The following is a 20,222-nucleotide window of genomic DNA, read 5'->3' as shown; positions in this document are numbered from 1 at the left end:
ACAAGGATTTAAGATGAAAAAGCAGCTAACGATGCTGGCTCTGCTGGTCAGTGCATTCACTGGATTGGCGCATGCCGATGACAACGCTATTCAGCAAACGCTGAAAAAACTGGGATTGCAGCAGGCTGAAATCCAGCCGTCCCCGCTGCCGGGTATCAAAACGGTGCTGACCGAAAGCGGCGTGCTTTACGTCTCCGAAGACGGCAAGCACATGATTCAGGGCCCGCTGTATGATGTCAGCGGCACCCAGCCGATCAACGTTACCAACCAGCTGCTGGACAAAAAAGTCACTGCGCTGGCGCCAGACATGATTGTCTATAAAGCGCCGAAAGAGCAGCACGTCATCACCGTGTTCACCGACATCACCTGCGGCTACTGCCGCAAGCTGCATGAGCAGATGGCCGATTACAACGCGCTCGGCATCACCGTGCGCTATCTGGCCTTCCCGCGTGAAGGTCTGAATGGTCAGGTAGAAAAAGCCATGCGCGCCATCTGGTGCAGCGCCGATCGTAACAAAGCTTTCGATGCAGCAATGAAAGGCGATGCGCCGCAGATGGATGCGCCAGCGACCTGCAAAATCAATATCGAGCAGCAGTATAAACTCGGCATCCTGTTTGGCATTCAGGGTACGCCTGCCATTCTCACGGATAGCGGCATGATGATTCCTGGCTATCAGGGACCGCAAGAGCTGAAGCAGGTGCTTGACGGCCAGAAGCGTGGCGGTTAACGCACAGTGATTCATTCAGTTGAATTGCGTCGGCGCGAAGCCGAGACCGAAGCCAGCTTACCCGCTGATTTGCCCCCTTTGCTGCGCCGCTTGTATCTGCAACGTGGCGTGAAAGAGGCGCTGGAACTGGAACGCGGCGCTAAACACCTGCTGCCGTGGCAAACGCTGGGCGGCATCGAAGCCGCCGTGACGTTGCTGCATCAGATGCTGCTGGCGGGCAAACGTATCGTGGTGGTGGGCGATTTCGATGCCGATGGCGCCACCAGCACCGCGTTAACCGTGCTGGCGCTGCGCAGCCTCGGCGGTAATGTGGATTATCTGGTGCCAAACCGTTTCGAAGATGGCTACGGTTTGAGTCCGGAAGTGGTCGAGCAGGCTAAAGCGCGCGGTGCGGAGATGATCCTCACCGTCGATAACGGCATCTCATCACATGCCGGAGTGGATACCGCGCATCAGCACGGCATTCCGGTGCTGGTTACCGATCACCACTTGCCGGGCGAAACCTTGCCCGCCGCCGAAGCGATTGTTAATCCGAACCTCAACGACAGCGAATTCCCCTCACGTTCGCTGGCGGGTGTTGGCGTGGCCTTCTATCTGATGCTGGCGCTGCGTGCGCATCTGCGTCAGCAAAACTGGTTTAGCGAGAGCCGCGCCGAGCCAAATCTGGCGGAGCTGCTGGATCTGGTGGCGCTGGGCACCGTGGCCGATGTGGTGCCGCTGGATGCCAACAACCGCATTCTGGTGTGGCAAGGTTTGAGTCGTATTCGCGCGGGCAAATGCCGTGCCGGGATTCGCGCGCTGCTGGAGATTGCCAACCGCGATGCGCGCCAACTCGCCGCCAGCGATCTCGGTTTTGCCGTGGGTCCGCGCCTAAATGCTGCCGGTCGTCTGGATGATATGTCGGTCGGCGTGGCGCTGCTGCTCACCGAAGATATTTCCCAGGCTCGCATGCTGGCGAATGAACTCGATGCACTGAATCAGACGCGCAAAGAGATTGAGCAGGGCATGAAGAGCGAAGCGCTGGCGCTGTGCGATGAGCTGGAGCGTCAGCATACCGATCTGCCGCTTGGACTGGCGTTCTACCATCCCGAGTGGCATCAGGGCGTGGTGGGGATTCTGGCGTCGCGCCTGAAAGAGCGCTTCCATCGCCCGGTGATCGCCTTCGCCCCCGCCGGAGACGGCACGCTGAAAGGTTCGGGCCGCTCAATTGCGGGTTTGCATCTGCGCGATGCGCTTGAGCGTCTCGACACGCTGTTCCCTGGCTTAATGATCAAATTTGGTGGTCACGCCATGGCAGCCGGATTGTCACTGGAAACCGCGAAGTACGAGGAGTTCCGTGCGCGATTTGCCGCGTTGATTGATGAGTGGCTGGATGGCGAAGCGTTGCAGGGCGTGATTTGGTCGGACGGCGAACTGCATGCGCAGGAGTTTACCCTGCATACTGCCGAAATGCTGCGCGAGGCCGGTCCGTGGGGCCAGGCATTCCCGGAACCCGTGTTCGATGGCAAGTTCAAGCTGTTACAACAGCGGTTAGTGGGCGAGCGTCATTTGAAAGTGATGGTCGAGCCGCTCGGCGGCGGCCCGCTGTTGGATGGGATTGCCTTCAACGTGGATACCACGCTGTGGCCAGACAGCAGCGTGCGTCAGGTGCAGCTGGCCTATAAGCTGGATATCAACGAATACCGCGGCAATCGTTCGGTGCAATTGATCATCGATCACCTTTGGCCGCTGTAGTTCACTACCAAAACGCGCAATGCATCGCGCCGCTACCTGTGCACGTATCCGTAGCGGCGCGATCTATCGCGCTCAGTTGACCGGTTAAACGTTTATCAGAAACTCACATCCACACCGCCGCGCAGCACTTTTTCGTCACCGCGATCGGCGAAGTGCTGATCGGCGCGCAGGAACAGGCGCGCGCGTGACGTCTGCGCCACATCCAACCGCACACCTAACCACTGCGAACGGCGATCAAGCTGCATACCGGGAATCGTGAAGCGGTTCTGGTCATCGCCAAATCCGCCCCAGCGCGCGCTGACATCCATCGACGGATTGTTGAATGCGTACTGATATTCGCCATACAGACTCAGCATGCTCCACAATCCAGCCGACCAATCCTGCCGTGCGCTGAGACTCAAACCGCTATATCCCACGCTGCGTCGATAGCTGTCGCCGTCGCCGCTCAGACCAAACGCGCTGCCCTTATCCTCAAACGCACCGGTATCCAGCCCGGTTTCACGCCAGCCGAGATAGGGTTCGAGGCGATAATTCTCCTCAATCGTCCAGCGATAGCCGCTTTGCAGCGCCGCCTGCCAGCTGTTGCTGCTGGTGGTCGATGACACCGGCGAAGCTTCATCCAGCAACACCAGACGCTTTAACTCATCGCGACCATGTTGATAGCTGAGATTGCCCTGCAGATACCATGCTGGCGTCAAATCGTAGCGGCCATACAGCATCGCGCCTTGCAGGCGATTACGGCTGGTGCCGCCGGTTTGGTCGTAGGTTGAGTCGATCTGATTCTGCGTCCAGGCCACGCCCACGCGCAGACCAGAAATACCCAAATCGCTATCCACGCCCAATGCGGTAAGCGTGTTGCGGTAATCGGTGCCGAGGTAGCCCGCCTGATCCAGTGAACCGCGCAGTTGACCGCTCTCCAGCCAGAAACCGTAACGATTGTCGGCGCTGGCATCGGCGATACGGTTACTCAACAGGCGGCTTTGATAATCCAGCGCGTTAAACAGTACCGCGTTGCTGGAAGCGTGCGCCTGACCGGAAAGTGAATTGATGGCGGCCTGCACACTGCGGGCATCTGCCAGCGACTGAAACGCTCCTGCTGCGCCCAGCGCTGACTGCTGCGCACTGCTCAGTGAACCCTGTTGCTGCCAGCTGTCCGCTACGCTAAACGCCTGCTCCAGATTCGCGGCCGTTTGCTGAGTGCTGGCGCTGTTCATGCCCAGCGCTGCCGCTACTGCTGCGGTATTTTTACGCGTCAGCTGGCCAGTGACGCTGTTAGCGTTGTAGCTGACCGAACCATCAAGAAACACGCCAGTATTGACCTGACTGAACTGGCCGCTAACACCCGCATCGCTGGTCAGCAGCGTTTCCTGCTGTTTCACCACATATGTTGATGAGGGGGGCGCGAGGTTCAGCGTGCCGTCCAGCGTAGAGTGGCCTGCTACACGCAGTGGGCTGTTTAACGCGATATTGAGCACGCCATTACTGCGTTGCTGGTAATCGCCTTGCACCTGCAAACCGCCGTTGACCGTTCCCTGATTGAGTAAGCTGCCGCCAATCACACCGCTGCCACCTAAAGTGCCGCTGCCGCTGACGTTGGCACTGCCAGCAATCGCACCCTCAATCAGCAACGTATTGGCGGCAACGCTGGTCTGGCCGAGGTAACTGTTGTTAGCGGTTAACCGCAGCACGCCGCCATTATTGGCGCCGTCGAGTATCAGGCCACGATCGCCGCTGATGGCATTCGAGAAGACATAGCTACCCGCATCCAGACTGGCGTGGAAATCATTGGCCCAGAACATTGCCGGACCGTTGAGCGCTTTCGCCTGGTTGAGATCGCCCCAGCCGAAGGTGTTGTTGTAAGGCCGCCCGTTGGCGCTATCCGCAGCGCCTGCGTAAGCATCGCTGCGATAAGTGGCGGTGGTCAGCAACGTTTGCTGCAGGTTGTAGCCGCTCATCCACGGAAAGCGCTGCAACACTTGCGAAGCGGCCGCAGCGGCGCGCGGCGCGGCAAACGAGGTGCCGTAGCTACGCGCATTTACCCAGGTACCATCGGCGTTATGAAAGCGATAATCGGTGTATCCCGGTGCGCTCAGGCACCATGCCGCGGCGTTACCACAGGCATCAAACGGCCCGGTTAACGCCGCGCGGTTCGCCGTGTCGTATGAGGTGCTGTCCATCACGCCGGTAACGGCCAGCATATTCTTTTGCAACGCGCTGTCCTGATAAATCAACGGCAGCTGCGCGTTAGGGGACGGTGTTGCAGTGCCGCCATTGCCGGTGATCACCACCGCCAAACCGTTAGCCGCTGCAATCTCACGCATGCTTTGCACCAGCACCTGATAGTGCGGCTGCGCATCGGATAGCGCCTGTGCGGAGGTTAAGCGCTCGCTGGAGGCGTACGACATATTGAAAACCCGCACGCCCTGGCTCAGCAGGCCGCTCACCGCACGGGCGGTATCGTCGTATTGAAAGATATTGTTCTGCGATGCCTGCGCCACATACAGTGTGCTGCCCGGCGACAGGCCTAATAACGTCAGCGCCACCACGGTGCCGTGACCGTTAATGCCCTGATTATCATTCAAACTACTGCCGCCGCCGACGTAGCTGGTGAACTGCACGTTGGCGTAATTGATTTCACTGCGATCGGGCGATAACCCTGAATCAACAATGCCGACTTTGCTGGCATTGCCTGAAGCGCTGGGCTGAGCTGGCGTGGGTGTCTCAGGCGTGCCGGTGGTGGGCGAGGTTGCCGCGCTACCGCCACCTCCGCCGCCACCACCACCGCAGGCGGCAAGTAACAAAGGCATTAACAAGGCAAGCAGTCGCGGTGAAGTGCGCAAACCGGGAATAAACATCGATACTCCTTCATGTCTCTCAGGACATGTTGTGCCCGCTCACGTTTACGGGCGCTGATTACTGTGTCATTCCCTGTCGAAGCTGCGCATTCCTGGCGATCGTGGTGACAAACGGTCTGGACGTCAGTGATGTCCATCGTGGGATAGTCACTGAGCAAAATGATAAAAGGGCGCTAATAAATCGATAGGCTGAATATCAGCTGCTTAATGGCGTTATTTGAGACGTGTCTGCTTTCTTGCAGGAAATTTCTCACAAGACAATTCTTAATGATTTATCGTTATAAATCATGATCTTTAATGACGTCATCTGGCGCCAATTGCCTAATTTTTGCAGGAAAATTCCTAAGAAGGTTCTGAAGGCGAGGTATTTGCGGAGGTGTTTGGGAAAGCGTAGCGGGTGAAGCTTTCCAGAAGGATAAGAACTTTTTTTCTTACGGCGGAGGCGCGCTCACTCAGGCGGCGTGCAATGCTACAAAGTGCGCACACTTTCGGGTAAACTAGCGCGTTAGTTTTTATCTCCTTTCACCGAATCGTCAAAAAAGACTGAAAAGCCATGTTTGAAATTAATCCGGTCAAAAATCGTATCCAGGACCTCAGTGAGCGCAGCGACGTTCTTCGGGGGTATCTTTGACTACGATGCCAAGAAAGAACGCCTCGAAGAAGTAAACGCCGAGCTGGAGCAGCCTGACGTCTGGAACGAACCTGAGCGCGCGCAAGCGCTGGGTAAAGAACGAGCTTCACTGGAAGCGGTAGTGGAAACCTTAGATCACATGACGCAAGGCCTGGAAGATGTGCAGGGCCTGCTGGATCTGGCGGTGGAAGCTGACGACGAAGAGACTTTCAACGAAGCGGTTGCCGAGCTTGATGCACTGGAAGTGAAGCTGGGCGAACTGGAATTCCGTCGTATGTTCTCAGGCGAATATGACAGCGCCGACTGCTACATGGATATTCAGGCCGGTTCCGGCGGCACCGAAGCGCAGGATTGGGCCAGCATGCTGCTGCGCATGTATCTGCGCTGGGCGGAAGCCAAAGGTTATAAAACCGAAATTATCGAAGAGTCAGACGGTGAAGTGGCCGGAACCAAATCCGCCACCATTAAAATCATCGGCGACTACGCGTTTGGCTGGCTGCGTACCGAAACCGGCGTTCATCGCCTGGTGCGTAAGAGCCCGTTCGATTCCGGCGGCCGTCGTCATACCTCATTCAGTTCGGTGTTTATCTACCCGGAAGTGGATGACAACATCGATATCGATATCAATCCCGCCGATCTGCGTATCGACGTTTACCGCGCCTCCGGTGCGGGTGGCCAGCACGTTAACAAAACCGAGTCTGCGGTGCGTATTACCCACTTGCCGACCAACATTGTGGTGCAGTGCCAAAACGACCGTTCACAGCACAAGAACAAAGATCAGGCCTTCAAGCAGTTACGCGCCAAGCTGTACGAATATGAGATGCAGAAGAAAAACGCGGATAAGCAGGCAGCGGAAGATAACAAATCTGATATCGGCTGGGGCAGCCAGATCCGTTCTTATGTTCTCGACGATTCACGCATCAAGGATCTGCGTACCAGCGTAGAAACCCGCAACACCCAAGCGGTGCTGGATGGCGATATCGATCGTTTTATTGAAGCAAGTTTAAAAGCAGGGCTATAAGGAACCGACATGTCTGAACAACAACCGCAGAGCGCTGATGCCGCCCTTGAGTTAAACAACGAACTGAAAGCGCGTCGCGAAAAACTCAGCGCGCTGCGTGAAAAAGGCGTGGCGTTTCCTAACGATTTCCGCCGCGATACCACGTCCGATGTGCTGCACGCCAGCTATGACGCGAAAGAGAATGAAGAGCTGGAAGCGCTGGGTATTGAGGTGAGCGTGGCCGGTCGTATGATGACGCGCCGCATCATGGGTAAAGCGTCATTCGCGACCCTGCAGGATGTCGGCGGCCAGATTCAGATCTACGTCTCACGCGACGATCTGCCAGAAGGCGTCTACAACGAGCATTTCAAGAAGTGGGATCTCGGCGATATCCTCGGTGCGCGCGGTAAGCTGTTCAAAACCAAAACCGGTGAGCTGTCGATCCACATCACTGAGCTACGTCTGCTGACCAAAGCGCTGCGTCCGCTGCCGGACAAATTCCACGGCCTGGCCGATCAGGAAACCCGTTATCGTCAGCGTTATCTCGATCTGATCTCCAACGACGATTCGCGCAAAACTTTTAAAATTCGCTCACAAATCATGGCTGGCATTCGTCAGTTCATGGTTAACCGCGACTTTATGGAAGTGGAAACCCCGATGATGCAGGTGATTCCGGGCGGCGCGTCTGCGCGTCCTTTCATCACCCATCATAATGCGCTTGATATCGATATGTACCTGCGTATTGCGCCAGAGCTGTATCTGAAGCGTCTGGTGGTTGGCGGTTTTGATCGCGTGTTCGAGATCAACCGTAACTTCCGTAACGAAGGGATTTCGCCACGCCATAACCCAGAGTTCACCATGATGGAACTCTATATGGCGTATGCGGATTACAAAGATCTGATCGAACTGACCGAAAGCCTGTTCCGTACGCTGGCGCAGGATGTGCTGGGCACCACGGAAGTGCCGTATGGCGATCACAGCTTCGATTTCGGTAAGCCGTTCGAGAAGCTCACCATGCGTGAAGCGATCAAAAAATACCGTCCGGAAACTGACCTGAGCGATCTGGAAGACTTTGATAAAGCGGTAGCGATTGCCCAATCGCTGCACATCAAAGTTGAGAAGAGCTGGGGCCTGGGCCGCGTCGTTACAGAGATCTTCGAAGAGACCGCTGAAGCGCACCTGATTCAGCCAACCTTCATCACCGAATACCCGGCTGAAGTATCGCCGCTGGCGCGTCGTAACGACGAGAACCCGGAAATCACCGACCGCTTTGAGTTCTTCATCGGCGGCCGCGAAATCGGTAACGGCTTCTCAGAGCTCAACGATGCAGAAGATCAGGCTGAGCGTTTCCTGCAGCAGGTGAATGCGAAAGAGTCTGGCGATGACGAAGCGATGTTCTACGACGAAGACTACGTCACCGCGCTGGAGCACGGCCTGCCGCCAACCGCAGGTTTGGGTATTGGTATCGACCGTATGGTGATGCTGTTCACCAACAGCCACACCATCCGCGACGTGATCCTGTTCCCGGCACTGCGCCCGACCGGTAAGTAGTATTTCGCCGCAGTCCCCCATCCTGGTCCGTGCTGGCTGTCCCCCTCCTCGGTCCTCCCCCATAAATGGGGGAGGAAGATGCTGCCATATGTGAGTCCTGAAGCTGCATGTGGCAGCGTCTCCTTCCCCCGCTAGCGGGGGAAGGCCGGGATGGGGGACAGCCAGCACATTCCCTCCCAACACAAAATTCCTGATGACAACCCGGCACGCTCTGTGCAGGATGGTTTTTTTCTTTTTCAGGGAATCACCATGAGTGCAAAAGCGGCAACGTTAGAGGGCCGGATTCGTCAGCACTGGGATCAACTCTCCAGCCACGAGCAGCGACTTGCCGATGTGCTACTCGCCGCACCAGGCCAGTTAGCCATGAACACCGCCACCGAACTGGCACACAGCGCGGGCGTGTCCAAAGCCACCACCACGCGCTTCTTCCGCCATCTCGGCTATGAAAGTTATGAAGCCGCACGTCGCCAGGCGCGTGACATGCAAAGCAGCGGTTCACCGCTCTATCTGCAACCGGCACCCAGCGCGTCGCCGTTGGCGAGCATCATGCAGCAGCATCTGGAAAGAGAGATCGCCAACCTGGTCAACAGCTATCGCACGCTGGACAGCGAACAGCTGCAGCAAGCGGTCAGCGCCATCAGCCAGGCGCGACGCGTGGTGGTAATGGGCTGGCGCCACAGCCAAACCATCGCGCATCTGATCTATCGAGACCTGATCCATATTCACTCCGATGTGCGTCTGCTGCCGCGTCCCGGCGATTCGCTGGCAGAGCATATCGCGGCTCTGACCGCAGAGGATGTGGTGATCTGCGTCGGTCTGCGTCGTCGCATGCCAGCGCTGGAGGCGGCGATGAACGCGCTGGCCGAGCGCAATGTGCCGATGTTGTATATCGCCGACGTGCTTTCCGGCAAACCGGCGCGCCATGCGCAGTGGGTAATCCGCTGTCACACCGACAGCAGCCTGATTTTCGACAGCACCGCCGCGCTCTCTGGCGTGTGTAATCTGCTCTGTTCACTGGTGGCCCGGCAAATGGGTAAAGCCAGCAACGATCATCTCGCGCAAATCGAAGCGCTGCACCAATCCCTCGACGAACTGGAATAATGCGCCTCGCTGGCGCATTGTGCGCCAGAAAAATCACCAAAACGGTGCAATTCTGTCCAGTGCCCACCCATCCAATTATCCCCGTCTTACCGTGTGTGAAATCGTAGAAATTAAAAATAAAAATTAAGAAACAGTCGTTTCCATTTGATTATACTAAATAAAATCTGGTTTTTATCAGGTTTCCCTGCATGGTAGTGAAAAAGCTGGCACAAAATATGCTCAGTAGAAAATGACATTTCACCAACACCAGGGAAACACCATAATGAAAAAAACAGCACTGCTGATTGCCGCACTTCTCTCTGTCGGCACCATGGCGCAGGCACAAGCCGATACGCTGGCCGACATCAAAAGCAGCGGCAAAATTACCGTCGGTATCGATCCAACCTTTCCTCCCTACGAATACACCGATGACAAAGGTGAGATCACCGGTTACAGCGTGGCGATCATGCAATCCTTCGCCAACGATCTCGGTGTGAAACTGGAGTTTCAGAAAACCGCCTTCAGCGGCATTCTGCCGGGCCTGATTTCGGGCTCTTTCAATGCCGAAGGTTCATCCCTCAACGTCACGGCGGAACGCGCGAAAAAAGTGCTGTTTACCGTGCCGTACAGCAAAACCGTCAACGGCGTGCTGGTGCGTGAAGCCGAAGCGAAAACCTTCAGCGGCAAAGCCCTGAGTCCGGAAAGCTTGTCGGGTCTGCGCGGTGCGGTGAAAACCGCCAGCGTGCCAGAGCAGCTGTTGAAGGGCTTCAACGAACAGTTGAAGAAGGAGGGTAAAAAACCGATCACCATCATCAATGTCGATTCACTCGATCAAACCGTCAGCACCTTGATGACCAAACGCGCCGACTTCGTTTATGACGACATCTCGGTACTGGCGCCGGTAGCAAAAAAATATGCCGGCAAAGTGGCGCAGGTGGGCGAAGTCGGCCCGTCGCAGTGGATGGGTTGGGCGACACGTAAAGAAGATGGCAGCCTGAACAAAGCCATTAGCGACCACATCCTGGCGATGCAGAAAGACGGCGAACTGACCAAACTGCAGCAGCAATATCTCGGCACCACCTTTACCGTGCCCGCCAGCGACTTCATTCCGCAGGAGTAATTATGTGCCAGTCCAACCTGACGGTGCCTGCCGGCTTTGGCAAAACCTTCCGCGTGCGCAAGGGCCAGTTTATTACCGTGATTGATAGCGAAGGGCAGCAGGCGGCCGATTTTGTCGCGGTGAACGCCGATGACCTGAACGAGAAGCTGTCGCCGGTGCACACGCGCCAACAGCTGCGCTCGCTGTTCTTTAAGCCGGGTGACGCGTTGTGGTCGAGTGAAAACCGCCCGATGCTGCGCATTCTTGCCGACAGCATCGGCATCCACGACGCCAACGTACCGGCCTGCGATCGCACCCGTTTCAGCATCGATTTCGGTGTCGAAGGGCATCGCAACTGCGTCGATAACCTGCTGGAGGGGATGAAGGCGTTTGGCGTCACCTACTTCTCGCTGCCGGAACCGTTCAACCTATTTCAGAACGGCCCGGTCACCGCCGATGGCCGCATGGAAGTGACCGATCCCAACAGCAAAGCGGGCGATAGCATCACCTTTGAAGCGCTGTGCGATCTGATCTGCGCGGTCTCATCCTGCCCGCAGGACATTATTCCCGGCAACGGCCTGCAGGTGACGCCAATCGACATCGTGGTCAGCGACCATTTTCACGCTCAGGAGATGAATCATGCTGTTAATGCGTGAAAGTTATGAAGAAACCGCCGTGCGCACGCTGGCTGAACCGGTGCAGGTTGCAGCGGGCAGCATCGGTTCGATTCGCGTGCTGCGCGGTCAGTTACTGCGCATCACCGCCCAGGGCGACGGCGCGGTGGCTTCGCTGTTTGGCTTTAGCCTGGCCGATCCCGCCGTGTGGCTGTCGGTGCATCACACGCGGGTGTTTAGCAACAGCTACCTGCTCGGTTCCGGCATGCGTCTGGTGAACAACCGTCGTCGTCCGATGATGGTGCTGGGCAAAGACAGCGTGAAGCGTCACGACCTGCTGCTGCCGGCGTCCACCACGGCGTTTCTCGCTGAGCGCGGTTATCCGGGCGAAGGTTGCCTCAATGCGCTGCGCGGCGAGCTGGCGCGTCTGGGCATGGTGGTGCCGAAGCTGCCGGATCCCATCAATCTGTTTATGCACGTCAAGCTGACGCGTGAAGGCGAGATTCTGCCGGAAACCAACCTGACCCAAGCTGGCGACAGCATTACCTGTCGCGTGGTGATGGACACGCAGTTCATCGTCTCCGCCTGTAACACCGGCATTGAGGGCAACGATCGTCCCGCGCCGCTGCTGCTGTCGGTGGCGGAAAACCTGCACGACTTTAACGCGGAGTAACGCATGGGGCTGGATCAACAGGTAGTGGCCGCGCTGCCGGAACTCGGACACGGCCTGCTGATGACGCTGGTGCTCACCGTGCTGGCGTCATTAGTCAGCGTGGTGATGGGGCAGCTCGGCTGCTTCCTGCAGCTGCGTCGAGCCTGGATCTGGCGCGCCATCGGGCGTTGCTATGTCAGCGTGATGCGCGGAACGCCAGCGATTGTGCAGCTGTTTGTGGTGTTTTTCACCTTGCCGCGGCTGGGATTGGGCGGTCAGCCGATGCTGGCGGCGGTGATTGCCATTGGCCTCAACAGCGGCGCGTACGTGGCGGAAATCCTGCGCGTGAATCGCAGCCTGGTGACGCGCGGACAGCTGGAAGCGTCGCGCACGCTGGGTCTGAGCCGCCTGCTGACGTGGTGGTACGTCATCAATCCCCAAGTGATGCGCGCCAGTCTGCCGATGCTGGTGAATGAATTCACCATTCTGCTGAAAACCACGCCGCTGGCGTCGGTGGTGGCGCTCACTGAACTGACCTACGCCGGACAGATCGTCATCGCCCGCACCTACGAAGCCACGCAGGTGCTGCTGCTGGTGGCGGCCGGTTATCTGCTGATCGCCATGCCGTTAATTGCGGCGGCGCGTCGTTTAGAAGCGAAGCGGAGGTTGGCGTAATGGATTGGCAGGCAATTATCACCTCTCTGCCGTCGCTCGGTGACGGCCTGCTCGCCACCTTGCAGCTTTGTCTGGTGGCGGCGCTCTGCTCGCTACTGTGGGGCGCGCTATTGGCCGTGCTGCTGATGCGTGCCTCGCGGTTCTGGCTGCGTTTGCTCAATCTTTACAGCGGGTTAACCCTCGCGCTGCCGCTGTTGGTGGTGATCTATCTGCTCTATTTTGTGCTGCCGGAATATGACATCACGCTGTCGTCGCCGGTGGTGGGCGTGCTGGCATTGACGCTCTACTACGCGCCTTACATTGCGCAGGTGATCCGCTCCGCCATTGATGCGCTGCCGCAAGGGCAGTGGGAAGCGTGCCGCGTGCTCGGCCTGAGCCGCAGCGAACAACTGCGTGACGTGGTGCTGCCGCAAACGCTGCCGCAGATGCTGTCGCCGCTGGTCGGGCTGATGATCGGTTTGATTAAAGACTCCGCGCTGCTGTCGATTGTCTCGGTGCAGGAGTTTATGTACGCCGCCAAACAGGCGATTTCGGATACCTACGCGCCGCTGGAGATCTATCTCACGGTGGCGCTCTGTTACTGGCTGCTCAACAGCGTCATCGACTGGCTGGCGCGCGGCCTTGAATCTCGCATGACGCGCTATCGTCGTGCCATGCAGCATTAATCAGGAGAACAACATGTCGGCTGAATTTCAGCATCGCGAAGCGGTGACCATCCCGGCACGCTACGGTAAAGCGGTGCGCCTGAAGAGAGGTGAAGCGGTGCAGGTGATTAACCTGCACGGCACGCAGGTGGTGGATTGCTGGGCGTACAACGCTGAGGATGTGAGTGAATATATGTGTATGGAGGCGACGCGCGTGTGGAATCAGCGTCTCAATCCCAAAGTGGGCGACAGCTTTATCACCAGCCAGCGCCATCCGATTTTGACGCTGGTGGCGGATACCTCGCCAGGCGTGCACGACACCTTTATGGCGGCCTGCGATGCGCGTCGTTATGAGCTGCTCGGCTGCACCGAACCGCATCGCAACTGCCATGACAATCTGTTTGAAGGCATGCGTGAGCTGGGCGTGACGCTGCCGCATGGCAATCTGGCCTCGTTTAATATCTTTATGAATATTCAGGTGCAGCCGGATGGCATCACGCTGAAGACGCTGCCGGTGGTGACGAAGCCGGGCGACTATATTGTGCTGCGCGCCGAGATGGACTGTTTTGTGGCGTTTTCCGCCTGTCCGCAGGATATCGTCAGCATTCAGGGGCAGGGCGACAACACCCCGCGCGATGCCGAGCTGCGTATTCTGACCAGCGGTTTTCCGCAGGTGCAGGTGCAGGGGGCGTGGGTTCCGGCTTGATGGTGCACGCAGTCCCCCATCCCGGCCTTCCCCCATGAATGGGGAAGGAGACGCCGCCACATGCAGCTCCCCAACTATCATATTGCAGCATCTTCCTCCCCCATTTATGGGGGAGGACCGAGGAGGGGGACAGCCAGCACCGACCCAGGAGGGGGACCGCCAGCACCGACAGCCAGCATCGACCGGGATGGGGGACAGCCAGCACGATCTAAGACTTCACCACCCCATCCAGCCACGCCTTAAAACGTGCGTACGGTACATACAGCGCCACATTCTTAAACAGCGTTTTGCCGCTTTTATTGTCATCAATCTGGCTGCTGTAACCGACAATCACCCCCGCCAGCGTATCATCGCTGGCGTTATACACCGCGCCGCCGGACATACCTTTCACCACGCCGGCATTGGCCGCCACCACCACACAGCTGGCTTTGTTCCAGTCATTCGCCAGCGTGGTATTGATCAGATTCTTGCCGCTTGACGCTACCGGCATCGCGGAAATAAAGCTGTAGCCATACAGATTCACGTCGTCACCGATATGGCTATTGCGGAACGGCGGCGGCAAATTGGCTTCGCTGTTTTTATGGTACACCACAGCAATATCGCATTCGGGATGCCAGGCTTTCACCCGATAGAGTGAATACTTCGCCACGTGGGCCGCCGTCAGGCTGTATTCGGGCGTGAGAGGAATGGTGGTGCCAAGCGCACCAATGCCCAGCACCGTTGGAATGCCAGTGACGGTCATATCGACGCGTTTTGCTGCTTCTTTGCTGTATTCGTAATGCCCAACAGAGCAGCCGCTTAGGCAGCCAACCGTTAGCGCGATGAGCCATCGCATACGCTTTCCCCTCGATTTTTGACACCCCATAACCGGGCAATCCATTGAGGTATCGGCAGTGCGCGTCCATCCTTTACTGTTTGATTTTGCGTCAAAAGCTGACTCACTGTGATAACGATCACATCCTTTTCAAGCGTAGCGCGGAAACCTCCATCTGTCTCAATGGTTAGTCAGTGACATTTTTCCGCGCAGGGATTATTGCTGCGGGCGCAAAATAGTCTTGCGGCGCGCAGGGTGGTTGGCATGGAAGGGCTATGCTTTAATAACAATGTGACGCAGTTCAAATTTTAATAAGCGTCTGTTGTCACCGTACTGCGTTCGCAGTGCGGCCCGCCTGCAAAAAATTATTGGGAGAGTGTGTTATGCCTGTTGCATTACTGGCGCTGGCGCTGAGTGCGTTCGCCATCGGCACCACGGAATTCGTCATTATGGGATTGCTGCCCGAGGTGGCGGGCGATCTGCAAGTGACCATTCCTTCTGCGGGATGGCTGATCAGCGGCTACGCGCTGGGCGTTGCTATTGGCGCGCCGATCATGGCGTTGCTGACCGCCAAACTGCCGCGTAAACGTACTCTGATTCTGCTGATGATCATCTTCATCATCGGTAACGTGCTCTGTGCATTGGCCTACACCTACAACCTGCTGATGCTGGCTCGTGTGGTGACGGCGCTGTGTCACGGTGCGTTCTTCGGCATCGGTGCAGTGGTGGCGGCGAGCCTGGTCGCACCAGGTAAACAAGCTTCTGCCGTGGCGCTGATGTTCACCGGTTTGACGCTGGCCAACGTGCTCGGCGTGCCGCTCGGCACCTGGTTTGGTCAGATGTTTGGCTGGCGCGCCACCTTCTGGGGCGTGGCGATCATTGGCATCTTCGCCTTTATCGCGCTGATGGTGAGCCTGCCGACCAACAAAGAAGAGAAGCCGGTGCATCTGGCGAGTGAAATCAGCGCGCTGGCCAACGGCAAACTGTGGCTGTCGCTGCTGATGACGGTGTTCTTTGCGGCGGCGATGTTTGCGCTGTTTAGCTACATTGCCCCGCTGCTGTTGCAGGTGACCGGTATCTCGGATCGGGGTGTTAGCTGGACGCTGTTCCTGATTGGCGCGGGTCTGACCGTCGGCAACATCCTCGGCGGCAAGCTGGCCGACTGGAAAGTGTCGTTCAGCCTGATCCTCAGCTTTGTGCTGATTGCGTTGTTCTCGCTGCTGTTCAGCTGGACCAGCCATGCGCTGTGGCTGGCGGAAATCACGCTGTTCCTGTGGGCGATGGCGACCTTCGCCACCGTGCCGGGCTTGCAGATTAACGTGGTGCGCCACGGCAAAGATGCGCCGAATCTGGTCTCTACGCTGAATATCTCCGCCTTTAACGTCGGCAATGCGCTCGGCGCGTGGGTCGGTGGCGCGGTGATCGAGAAAGGGTACGGCCTGACGTCGGTGCCGGTTGCCGCTGCTGCGCTGGCCGCGGTCGGACTGGTGATCTGCCTGATCACCTTCCGCAAAGCGGGCGGGCAGGGCGAAGCGGTCAACGCTTAAGCCAGCCGCTCGGCAATACGTTGTGGAAACGCCGCCACGTGCCGTTGCAGGTGGTCGCAGAAGTGATCGACCAGCGCCGAAGCCGGTCGATGCTGCGGCCGCACCAGACTGACGGTGAAGGGCACCGCAATACTGAAGCGACGCATCACCACACCGCTGTCGGCGTAATCCAGCGCCGTCAGCGGATTCACAATCGAAATCCCCACGCCCGCGCGCACCATCGCGCACACTGACGCCGCGCTGTGCGTCTCCAGCACCAGACGACGCTCCACATTCTGCTCATGAAACAGGGAATCCAGCAGCTGGCGATAGCTATCGCTGCGCGACAGGCTGACGTAGTTTTCACCGTGGAAATCCTGCGGCGTCAGCACCTCGCGCTGACACAGCGGATGCTGTGGCGGCAGCACGCACACTTCGTCACAGGTCAGCAGCGGCAAGCGTTCGGTGCCCGCCGGTGCGTGTTGGGTTTCGGTCAGGCCGAGATCGTAACGCTGTGCCGACAGCCACTCTTCCAGCAACGGCGACTCCTGCGGAATGATATTCAGGCTGACCTGCGGATAGCGCTGAAGAAAGGGCTGCAGCAGCGGCGGCAACAGCGACTGCGAAAACACGGGCAGGCAGGCGATCGACAATTCACCCTGACGAAACTGACGCAACCCTTCGGCGGCATCCATGATGCGATCTAGCCCGTACCACGAGCGCTGCACCTCTTCGTACAGCCGCAAGCCTTGCACCGTGGGCTGCAGGCGGCCGCGCACCCGTTCGAAAAGCTGCAGGCCGAGCTGCTGCTCAAGGCGCGCCAGTTCGCGGCTCACCGTGGGCTGCGAAGTATGCAGCAGCGTCGCCGCCTGCGTCAGGTTGCCGCTGGTCATCACCGCGTGAAAAATTTCGATATGTCGCCAGTTAATTTTTGCCATTGTCTCCTCCAGATAACCCATATCATATTTGTATAGACGTCGCTAAAAAAGATATTTTTCTGAATTGATGCGCTGTGGCTAAATAGCCTCAATGACACAGGAGAATTGACATGCCACGCCCACTCAATAACAGCGAAACCGCGTTAACTGCCGCCAACTTACTGCCGCTGGCGCAGCGTTATGCCGGCCCATTCTGGGCTTATGATGCGGCGATTATTCAGCAGCGCATTGCGCAGCTCGGCGCCTTCGACGTGGTGCGTTTTGCGCAGAAAGCCTGCTCCAACATTCACATTTTGCGTCTGATGCGTGCGGCGGGCGTCAAAGTCGATTCGGTATCGCTGGGTGAAATCGAGCGTGCTATTGCCGCCGGTTATCAGCCGGGCGGCGAAGATATCGTCTTCACCGCCGATGTGTTTGATCAGCCAACCCTGACGCGTATCGCCGAGCTGAAAGTGCCGGTCAATGCCGGTTCGGTGGATATGCTGCATCAACTGGGCGAGCTGTCACCGGGCCACGCGGTGTGGCTGCGCATCAATCCGGGTTTTGGTCACGGTCACAGCCAGAAAACCAACACCGGCGGTGAGAACAGTAAACACGGCATCTGGCACAGCGATCTGCCGCTGGCGCTGGCGGCGATTCAGCAGCACGGCCTGCGTCTGGTCGGCCTGCATATGCACATCGGTTCCGGCGTGGATTATGGCCATCTGCAGCAGGTGTGTGACGCGATGGTCGATCAGGTGGTGGCGTTTGGGCAGGATTTGGAAGCGATTTCTGCCGGTGGCGGTTTGTCGATTCCGTATCGTTTTGACGAGGAAGCCATTGATACCCAGCACTATTACGGCTTGTGGAACGGCGCGCGTGAGCGTATCGCTGCGCACCTCGGTCATGCGGTGAAACTGGAGATTGAGCCAGGCCGCTTCCTGGTTGCTGAATCGGGCGTGCTGGTGTCACAGGTACGGGCGGTAAAAGAGATGGGCAGCCGTCACTTTGTGCTGGTCGATGCCGGTTTCAGCGATTTGATGCGTCCGTCAATGTACGGCAGCTATCACCACATTTCTCTGCTGCCGGTCGATGGCCGCGCGCTGGGCGACGCCACCGTGGAGAGCGTAGTGGCCGGTCCGCTGTGTGAATCGGGCGACGTGTTCACGCAGTTGGAAGGTGGCAAAGTAGAAACCCGTGCGCTGCCTGTGGCGCAGGTCGGCGATTATCTGGTGTTCCACGATACCGGCGCGTATGGCGCGTCGATGTCGTCGAACTACAACAGCCGTCCACTGATTCCGGAAGTGCTGTTCGAGAATGGCGCGGCGCGTGAAATTCGTCGTGCGCAGACCATTCAGGAGCTGCTGGCGCTGGAGCTGATTTGATGAAGATCGTCGCGCTCAGCGAGGTGCCGCATCACGCCACGCAGATCACCGACTGGCTGTGGCAGGCGTTTGGTGACGGTACGTCGCGTGAGTTTTACCACAGCATTGTGCGCAGCAGCCTCAACGGCGCGGACTTTCCGGTGACCTTTGTGGCGCTCGACGGCGACATACCGCTCGGCACGGTGGGATTCTGGCGCTGCGATTTGATCAGCCGTCAGGATCTCACGCCGTGGGTGGCGGCGCTGTTTGTTGAGGAGTCCGCGCGCGGCAAGGGATTGAGCAAAGCGCTGCAGCAGCATGTGATCGATTTCGCGCAGCAGCGCGGTCATGACAAGCTGTGGTTATGGTCCACCTTTGGCGGCTATTACGAACGTTTTGGCTGGCAGTATCAATGCGACGCGCTGGAGTTCCCGGATGTGCGGGTGAAGGTGTATTCGCGGGATTTGTGATGGGTGCGCTTTGTCCCTCATCCCAGCCTTCTCCCGCAAGCGGGAGAAGGAGCCGCCCGAGCAAGCTGTAAATCCGAGGTTCACTCCACCTAATCATTCCCTCTCCCGCTTGCGGGAGAGGGTTAGGGTGAGGGAAAGCGCGCACCAGGATTTAACCCGGCCCACTCACCGAATGCCGTCTTACCAGCGTGGGGCTAAACATATTGGTCACTTCCGGCATCTCGCTGCCATTGGCTAACGCCAGCGCCAGTTGCGCGGCCTGTTGTGCCATGGTGACAATCGGATAACGCACCGTCGTCAAACGCGGACGCACATAGCGCGACACCAGCACATCATCAAAGCCAATCAGCGACATCTCTTCCGGCACGCGAATGCCGTTATCACTCAGCACCGCCAGCGCACCGGCGGCCATCGAATCGTTGTAGCAGGCCACCGCGGTGAACTGCTTGCCGCGTCCCATCAATTCGGTCATCGCCTGTTCGCCGCCCACTTCGTCCGGTTCGCCCCACGCCACCAAACGGTCATTACACGGCAAACCGTGCTCTTTCAGCGCGTCGTAATAGCCTTGCAGACGATCTTCGGCATCGGAAATGGTGTGAGTGGAGCAGATAAAGGCGATTTGCGTATGGCCTTGCTGAATCAGATGACGCGTTGCCAGCCAGGCGCCGTAGCGGTCATCCAGCGCGATGCAGCGATGTTCAAAGCCTTTCAGCAGGCGGTTCAGCAGCACCATGCCCGGCACCTGCTTCATCAGCATCTCTAAATCGTCGTCGGGGATTTTCTTAGCGTGTACCACTAAGGCGGCGCAGCGATGGCGCATCAGTTGCTCAATCGCCTGACGCTCTTTTTGCTCATTGTGGTAACCGTTACCAATCAGCAAAAAGTTGCCGGTCTGGCCCGCAACTTCATCCACCGCTTTGACCATCGCGCCAAAAAACGGGTCGGAAACATCGCCCACCACTAAACCCAGGGTTTCGGTGGATTGCTGCGCCAGGGCGCGTGCGTTGGCGTTCGGGTGATACTGCAACTGCTCCATTGCCGCCGTAACGGCGAGGCGAGAACTCTCGCTGGCTTTGGGCGAATTATTGATGACGCGGGAGACGGTCGCAACCGACACCCCAGCCATACGGGCAACATCCTTAATGGTAGCCATGCGATTATCG

Annotated in this window: 18 protein-coding genes; 14 read left to right on the top strand and 4 right to left on the bottom strand. The window is 57.9% G+C overall.

What is annotated here, in order from left to right:
• The first annotated feature begins 13 nt into the window (after window positions 1-13).
• Together dsbC and recJ are read left to right on the top strand one after the other, a co-directional pair.
• Window positions 14-727 carry a bifunctional protein-disulfide isomerase/oxidoreductase DsbC gene (gene dsbC / locus ACFQW4_RS20165; RefSeq protein ID WP_101761962.1) on the top strand — a complete coding sequence of 238 codons (714 nt, stop codon included), beginning with the start codon at window positions 14-16 and terminating at the stop codon, window positions 725-727.
• A 6-nt stretch (window positions 728-733) separates the two neighbouring features.
• Entirely contained in the window at window positions 734-2,461 is a 1,728-nt protein-coding gene (gene recJ, locus ACFQW4_RS20160; RefSeq protein WP_101761963.1) for a single-stranded-DNA-specific exonuclease RecJ, read from the top strand.
• Window positions 2,462-2,556: 95 nt separating this feature from the next.
• On the opposite strand, the gene ACFQW4_RS20155 is transcribed toward recJ, so the two are convergent.
• Window positions 2,557-5,316, bottom strand: a complete 2,760-nt coding sequence (locus ACFQW4_RS20155; RefSeq protein ID WP_377727004.1) for an autotransporter domain-containing protein — start codon at window positions 5,314-5,316, stop codon at window positions 2,557-2,559.
• 553 nt (window positions 5,317-5,869) lie between these two features.
• Between ACFQW4_RS20155 and prfB the strand changes: the two genes are divergently transcribed.
• The 9 genes from prfB to ACFQW4_RS20110 all read left to right on the top strand — a co-directional run bounded on the left by prfB (window position 5,870) and on the right by ACFQW4_RS20110 (window position 13,968).
• A protein-coding gene (gene prfB, locus ACFQW4_RS20150; protein WP_110867985.1) for a peptide chain release factor 2 occupies window positions 5,870-6,968 on the top strand; the annotation gives its coding sequence in 2 pieces (ribosomal slippage) (window positions 5,870-5,944 and window positions 5,946-6,968; 1,098 coding nt in all).
• Between the two features lie 9 nt (window positions 6,969-6,977).
• Entirely contained in the window at window positions 6,978-8,498 is a 1,521-nt protein-coding gene (gene lysS, locus ACFQW4_RS20145) for a lysine--tRNA ligase (protein WP_377727001.1), read from the top strand.
• A gap of 249 nt (window positions 8,499-8,747) precedes the next feature.
• Window positions 8,748-9,599 (top strand): MurR/RpiR family transcriptional regulator, encoded by an 852-nt coding sequence (locus ACFQW4_RS20140; protein ID WP_192236472.1) that lies wholly within the window; start codon window positions 8,748-8,750, stop codon window positions 9,597-9,599.
• Between the two features lie 262 nt (window positions 9,600-9,861).
• Window positions 9,862-10,698, top strand: coding sequence for a transporter substrate-binding domain-containing protein (locus tag ACFQW4_RS20135; RefSeq protein WP_137386385.1), 837 nt, complete (start codon window positions 9,862-9,864; stop codon window positions 10,696-10,698).
• A 2-nt stretch (window positions 10,699-10,700) separates the two neighbouring features.
• Window positions 10,701-11,333 (top strand): DUF1989 domain-containing protein, encoded by a 633-nt coding sequence (locus ACFQW4_RS20130; RefSeq protein WP_101762022.1) that lies wholly within the window; start codon window positions 10,701-10,703, stop codon window positions 11,331-11,333.
• The gene (locus ACFQW4_RS20125; protein ID WP_377726996.1) at window positions 11,317-11,964 is read left to right on the top strand and encodes an urea carboxylase-associated family protein; all 648 of its coding nucleotides are present in this window, start codon (window positions 11,317-11,319) and stop codon (window positions 11,962-11,964) included. The genes ACFQW4_RS20130 and ACFQW4_RS20125 overlap by 17 nt, the downstream gene beginning before the upstream one ends.
• Before the next feature lie 3 nt (window positions 11,965-11,967).
• Window positions 11,968-12,618 carry an amino acid ABC transporter permease gene (locus ACFQW4_RS20120; RefSeq protein WP_192412037.1) on the top strand — a complete coding sequence of 217 codons (651 nt, stop codon included), beginning with the start codon at window positions 11,968-11,970 and terminating at the stop codon, window positions 12,616-12,618.
• On the top strand, window positions 12,618-13,283 hold the full coding sequence (locus ACFQW4_RS20115; RefSeq protein WP_137386383.1) for an amino acid ABC transporter permease: 666 nt from the start codon (window positions 12,618-12,620) through the stop codon (window positions 13,281-13,283). The genes ACFQW4_RS20120 and ACFQW4_RS20115 overlap by 1 nt, the downstream gene beginning before the upstream one ends.
• 13 nt (window positions 13,284-13,296) lie before the next feature.
• Window positions 13,297-13,968 carry a DUF1989 domain-containing protein gene (locus ACFQW4_RS20110; protein WP_137386382.1) on the top strand — a complete coding sequence of 224 codons (672 nt, stop codon included), beginning with the start codon at window positions 13,297-13,299 and terminating at the stop codon, window positions 13,966-13,968.
• Between the two features lie 208 nt (window positions 13,969-14,176).
• Here the strand turns inward: ACFQW4_RS20110 and ACFQW4_RS20105 are convergent, their stop codons facing one another.
• A complete protein-coding gene (locus ACFQW4_RS20105) occupies window positions 14,177-14,803 on the bottom strand; it encodes a serine protease (protein WP_377726992.1) in 627 nt (208 codons plus the stop codon).
• A gap of 362 nt (window positions 14,804-15,165) precedes the next feature.
• Here ACFQW4_RS20105 and ACFQW4_RS20100 point away from each other — a divergent pair, with 362 nt between their 5' ends.
• Window positions 15,166-16,329: an MFS transporter gene (locus ACFQW4_RS20100; RefSeq protein WP_377726989.1), complete on the top strand. Its 1,164-nt coding sequence runs from the start codon at window positions 15,166-15,168 to the stop codon at window positions 16,327-16,329.
• Here the strand turns inward: ACFQW4_RS20100 and ACFQW4_RS20095 are convergent.
• On the bottom strand, window positions 16,326-17,246 hold the full coding sequence (locus ACFQW4_RS20095) for a LysR family transcriptional regulator (RefSeq protein ID WP_192236479.1): 921 nt from the start codon (window positions 17,244-17,246) through the stop codon (window positions 16,326-16,328). The genes ACFQW4_RS20100 and ACFQW4_RS20095 overlap by 4 nt on opposite strands.
• Window positions 17,247-17,356: 110 nt before the next feature.
• Here ACFQW4_RS20095 and lysA point away from each other — a divergent pair, with 110 nt between their 5' ends.
• Window positions 17,357-18,610, top strand: coding sequence for a diaminopimelate decarboxylase (lysA, locus tag ACFQW4_RS20090; RefSeq protein ID WP_377726985.1), 1,254 nt, complete (start codon window positions 17,357-17,359; stop codon window positions 18,608-18,610).
• Window positions 18,610-19,059, top strand: coding sequence for a GNAT family N-acetyltransferase (locus ACFQW4_RS20085; RefSeq protein ID WP_101761976.1), 450 nt, complete (start codon window positions 18,610-18,612; stop codon window positions 19,057-19,059). The genes lysA and ACFQW4_RS20085 overlap by 1 nt, the downstream gene beginning before the upstream one ends.
• Window positions 19,060-19,210: 151 nt before the next feature.
• On the opposite strand, the gene galR is transcribed toward ACFQW4_RS20085, so the two are convergent.
• Window positions 19,211-20,212, bottom strand: coding sequence for an HTH-type transcriptional regulator GalR (galR, locus tag ACFQW4_RS20080; protein ID WP_036649453.1), 1,002 nt, complete (start codon window positions 20,210-20,212; stop codon window positions 19,211-19,213).
• Window positions 20,213-20,222: the final 10 nt, after the last annotated feature.

It is taken from the genome of Pantoea sp. GCM10028869 (assembly GCF_042666835.1).
GTDB lineage: Bacteria > Pseudomonadota > Gammaproteobacteria > Enterobacterales > Enterobacteriaceae > Pantoea > Pantoea leporis.
This window is presented reverse-complemented; position numbering and strand designations above follow the sequence as displayed.

Coding starts and splice junctions, on each gene's coding strand:
- dsbC (WP_101761962.1), top strand. CDS start 14: ATGAAAAAGCAGCTAACGATGCTGGCTCTGCTGGTCAGTGCATTCACT.
- ACFQW4_RS20155 (WP_377727004.1), bottom strand. CDS start 5,316: ATGTTTATTCCCGGTTTGCGCACTTCACCGCGACTGCTTGCCTTGTTA.
- lysS (WP_377727001.1), top strand. CDS start 6,978: ATGTCTGAACAACAACCGCAGAGCGCTGATGCCGCCCTTGAGTTAAAC.
- ACFQW4_RS20140 (WP_192236472.1), top strand. CDS start 8,748: ATGAGTGCAAAAGCGGCAACGTTAGAGGGCCGGATTCGTCAGCACTGG.
- ACFQW4_RS20135 (WP_137386385.1), top strand. CDS start 9,862: ATGAAAAAAACAGCACTGCTGATTGCCGCACTTCTCTCTGTCGGCACC.
- ACFQW4_RS20130 (WP_101762022.1), top strand. CDS start 10,701: ATGTGCCAGTCCAACCTGACGGTGCCTGCCGGCTTTGGCAAAACCTTC.
- ACFQW4_RS20125 (WP_377726996.1), top strand. CDS start 11,317: ATGCTGTTAATGCGTGAAAGTTATGAAGAAACCGCCGTGCGCACGCTG.
- ACFQW4_RS20120 (WP_192412037.1), top strand. CDS start 11,968: ATGGGGCTGGATCAACAGGTAGTGGCCGCGCTGCCGGAACTCGGACAC.
- ACFQW4_RS20115 (WP_137386383.1), top strand. CDS start 12,618: ATGGATTGGCAGGCAATTATCACCTCTCTGCCGTCGCTCGGTGACGGC.
- ACFQW4_RS20110 (WP_137386382.1), top strand. CDS start 13,297: ATGTCGGCTGAATTTCAGCATCGCGAAGCGGTGACCATCCCGGCACGC.
- ACFQW4_RS20105 (WP_377726992.1), bottom strand. CDS start 14,803: ATGCGATGGCTCATCGCGCTAACGGTTGGCTGCCTAAGCGGCTGCTCT.
- ACFQW4_RS20100 (WP_377726989.1), top strand. CDS start 15,166: ATGCCTGTTGCATTACTGGCGCTGGCGCTGAGTGCGTTCGCCATCGGC.
- ACFQW4_RS20095 (WP_192236479.1), bottom strand. CDS start 17,246: ATGGCAAAAATTAACTGGCGACATATCGAAATTTTTCACGCGGTGATG.
- lysA (WP_377726985.1), top strand. CDS start 17,357: ATGCCACGCCCACTCAATAACAGCGAAACCGCGTTAACTGCCGCCAAC.
- ACFQW4_RS20085 (WP_101761976.1), top strand. CDS start 18,610: ATGAAGATCGTCGCGCTCAGCGAGGTGCCGCATCACGCCACGCAGATC.
- galR (WP_036649453.1), bottom strand. CDS start 20,212: ATGGCTACCATTAAGGATGTTGCCCGTATGGCTGGGGTGTCGGTTGCG.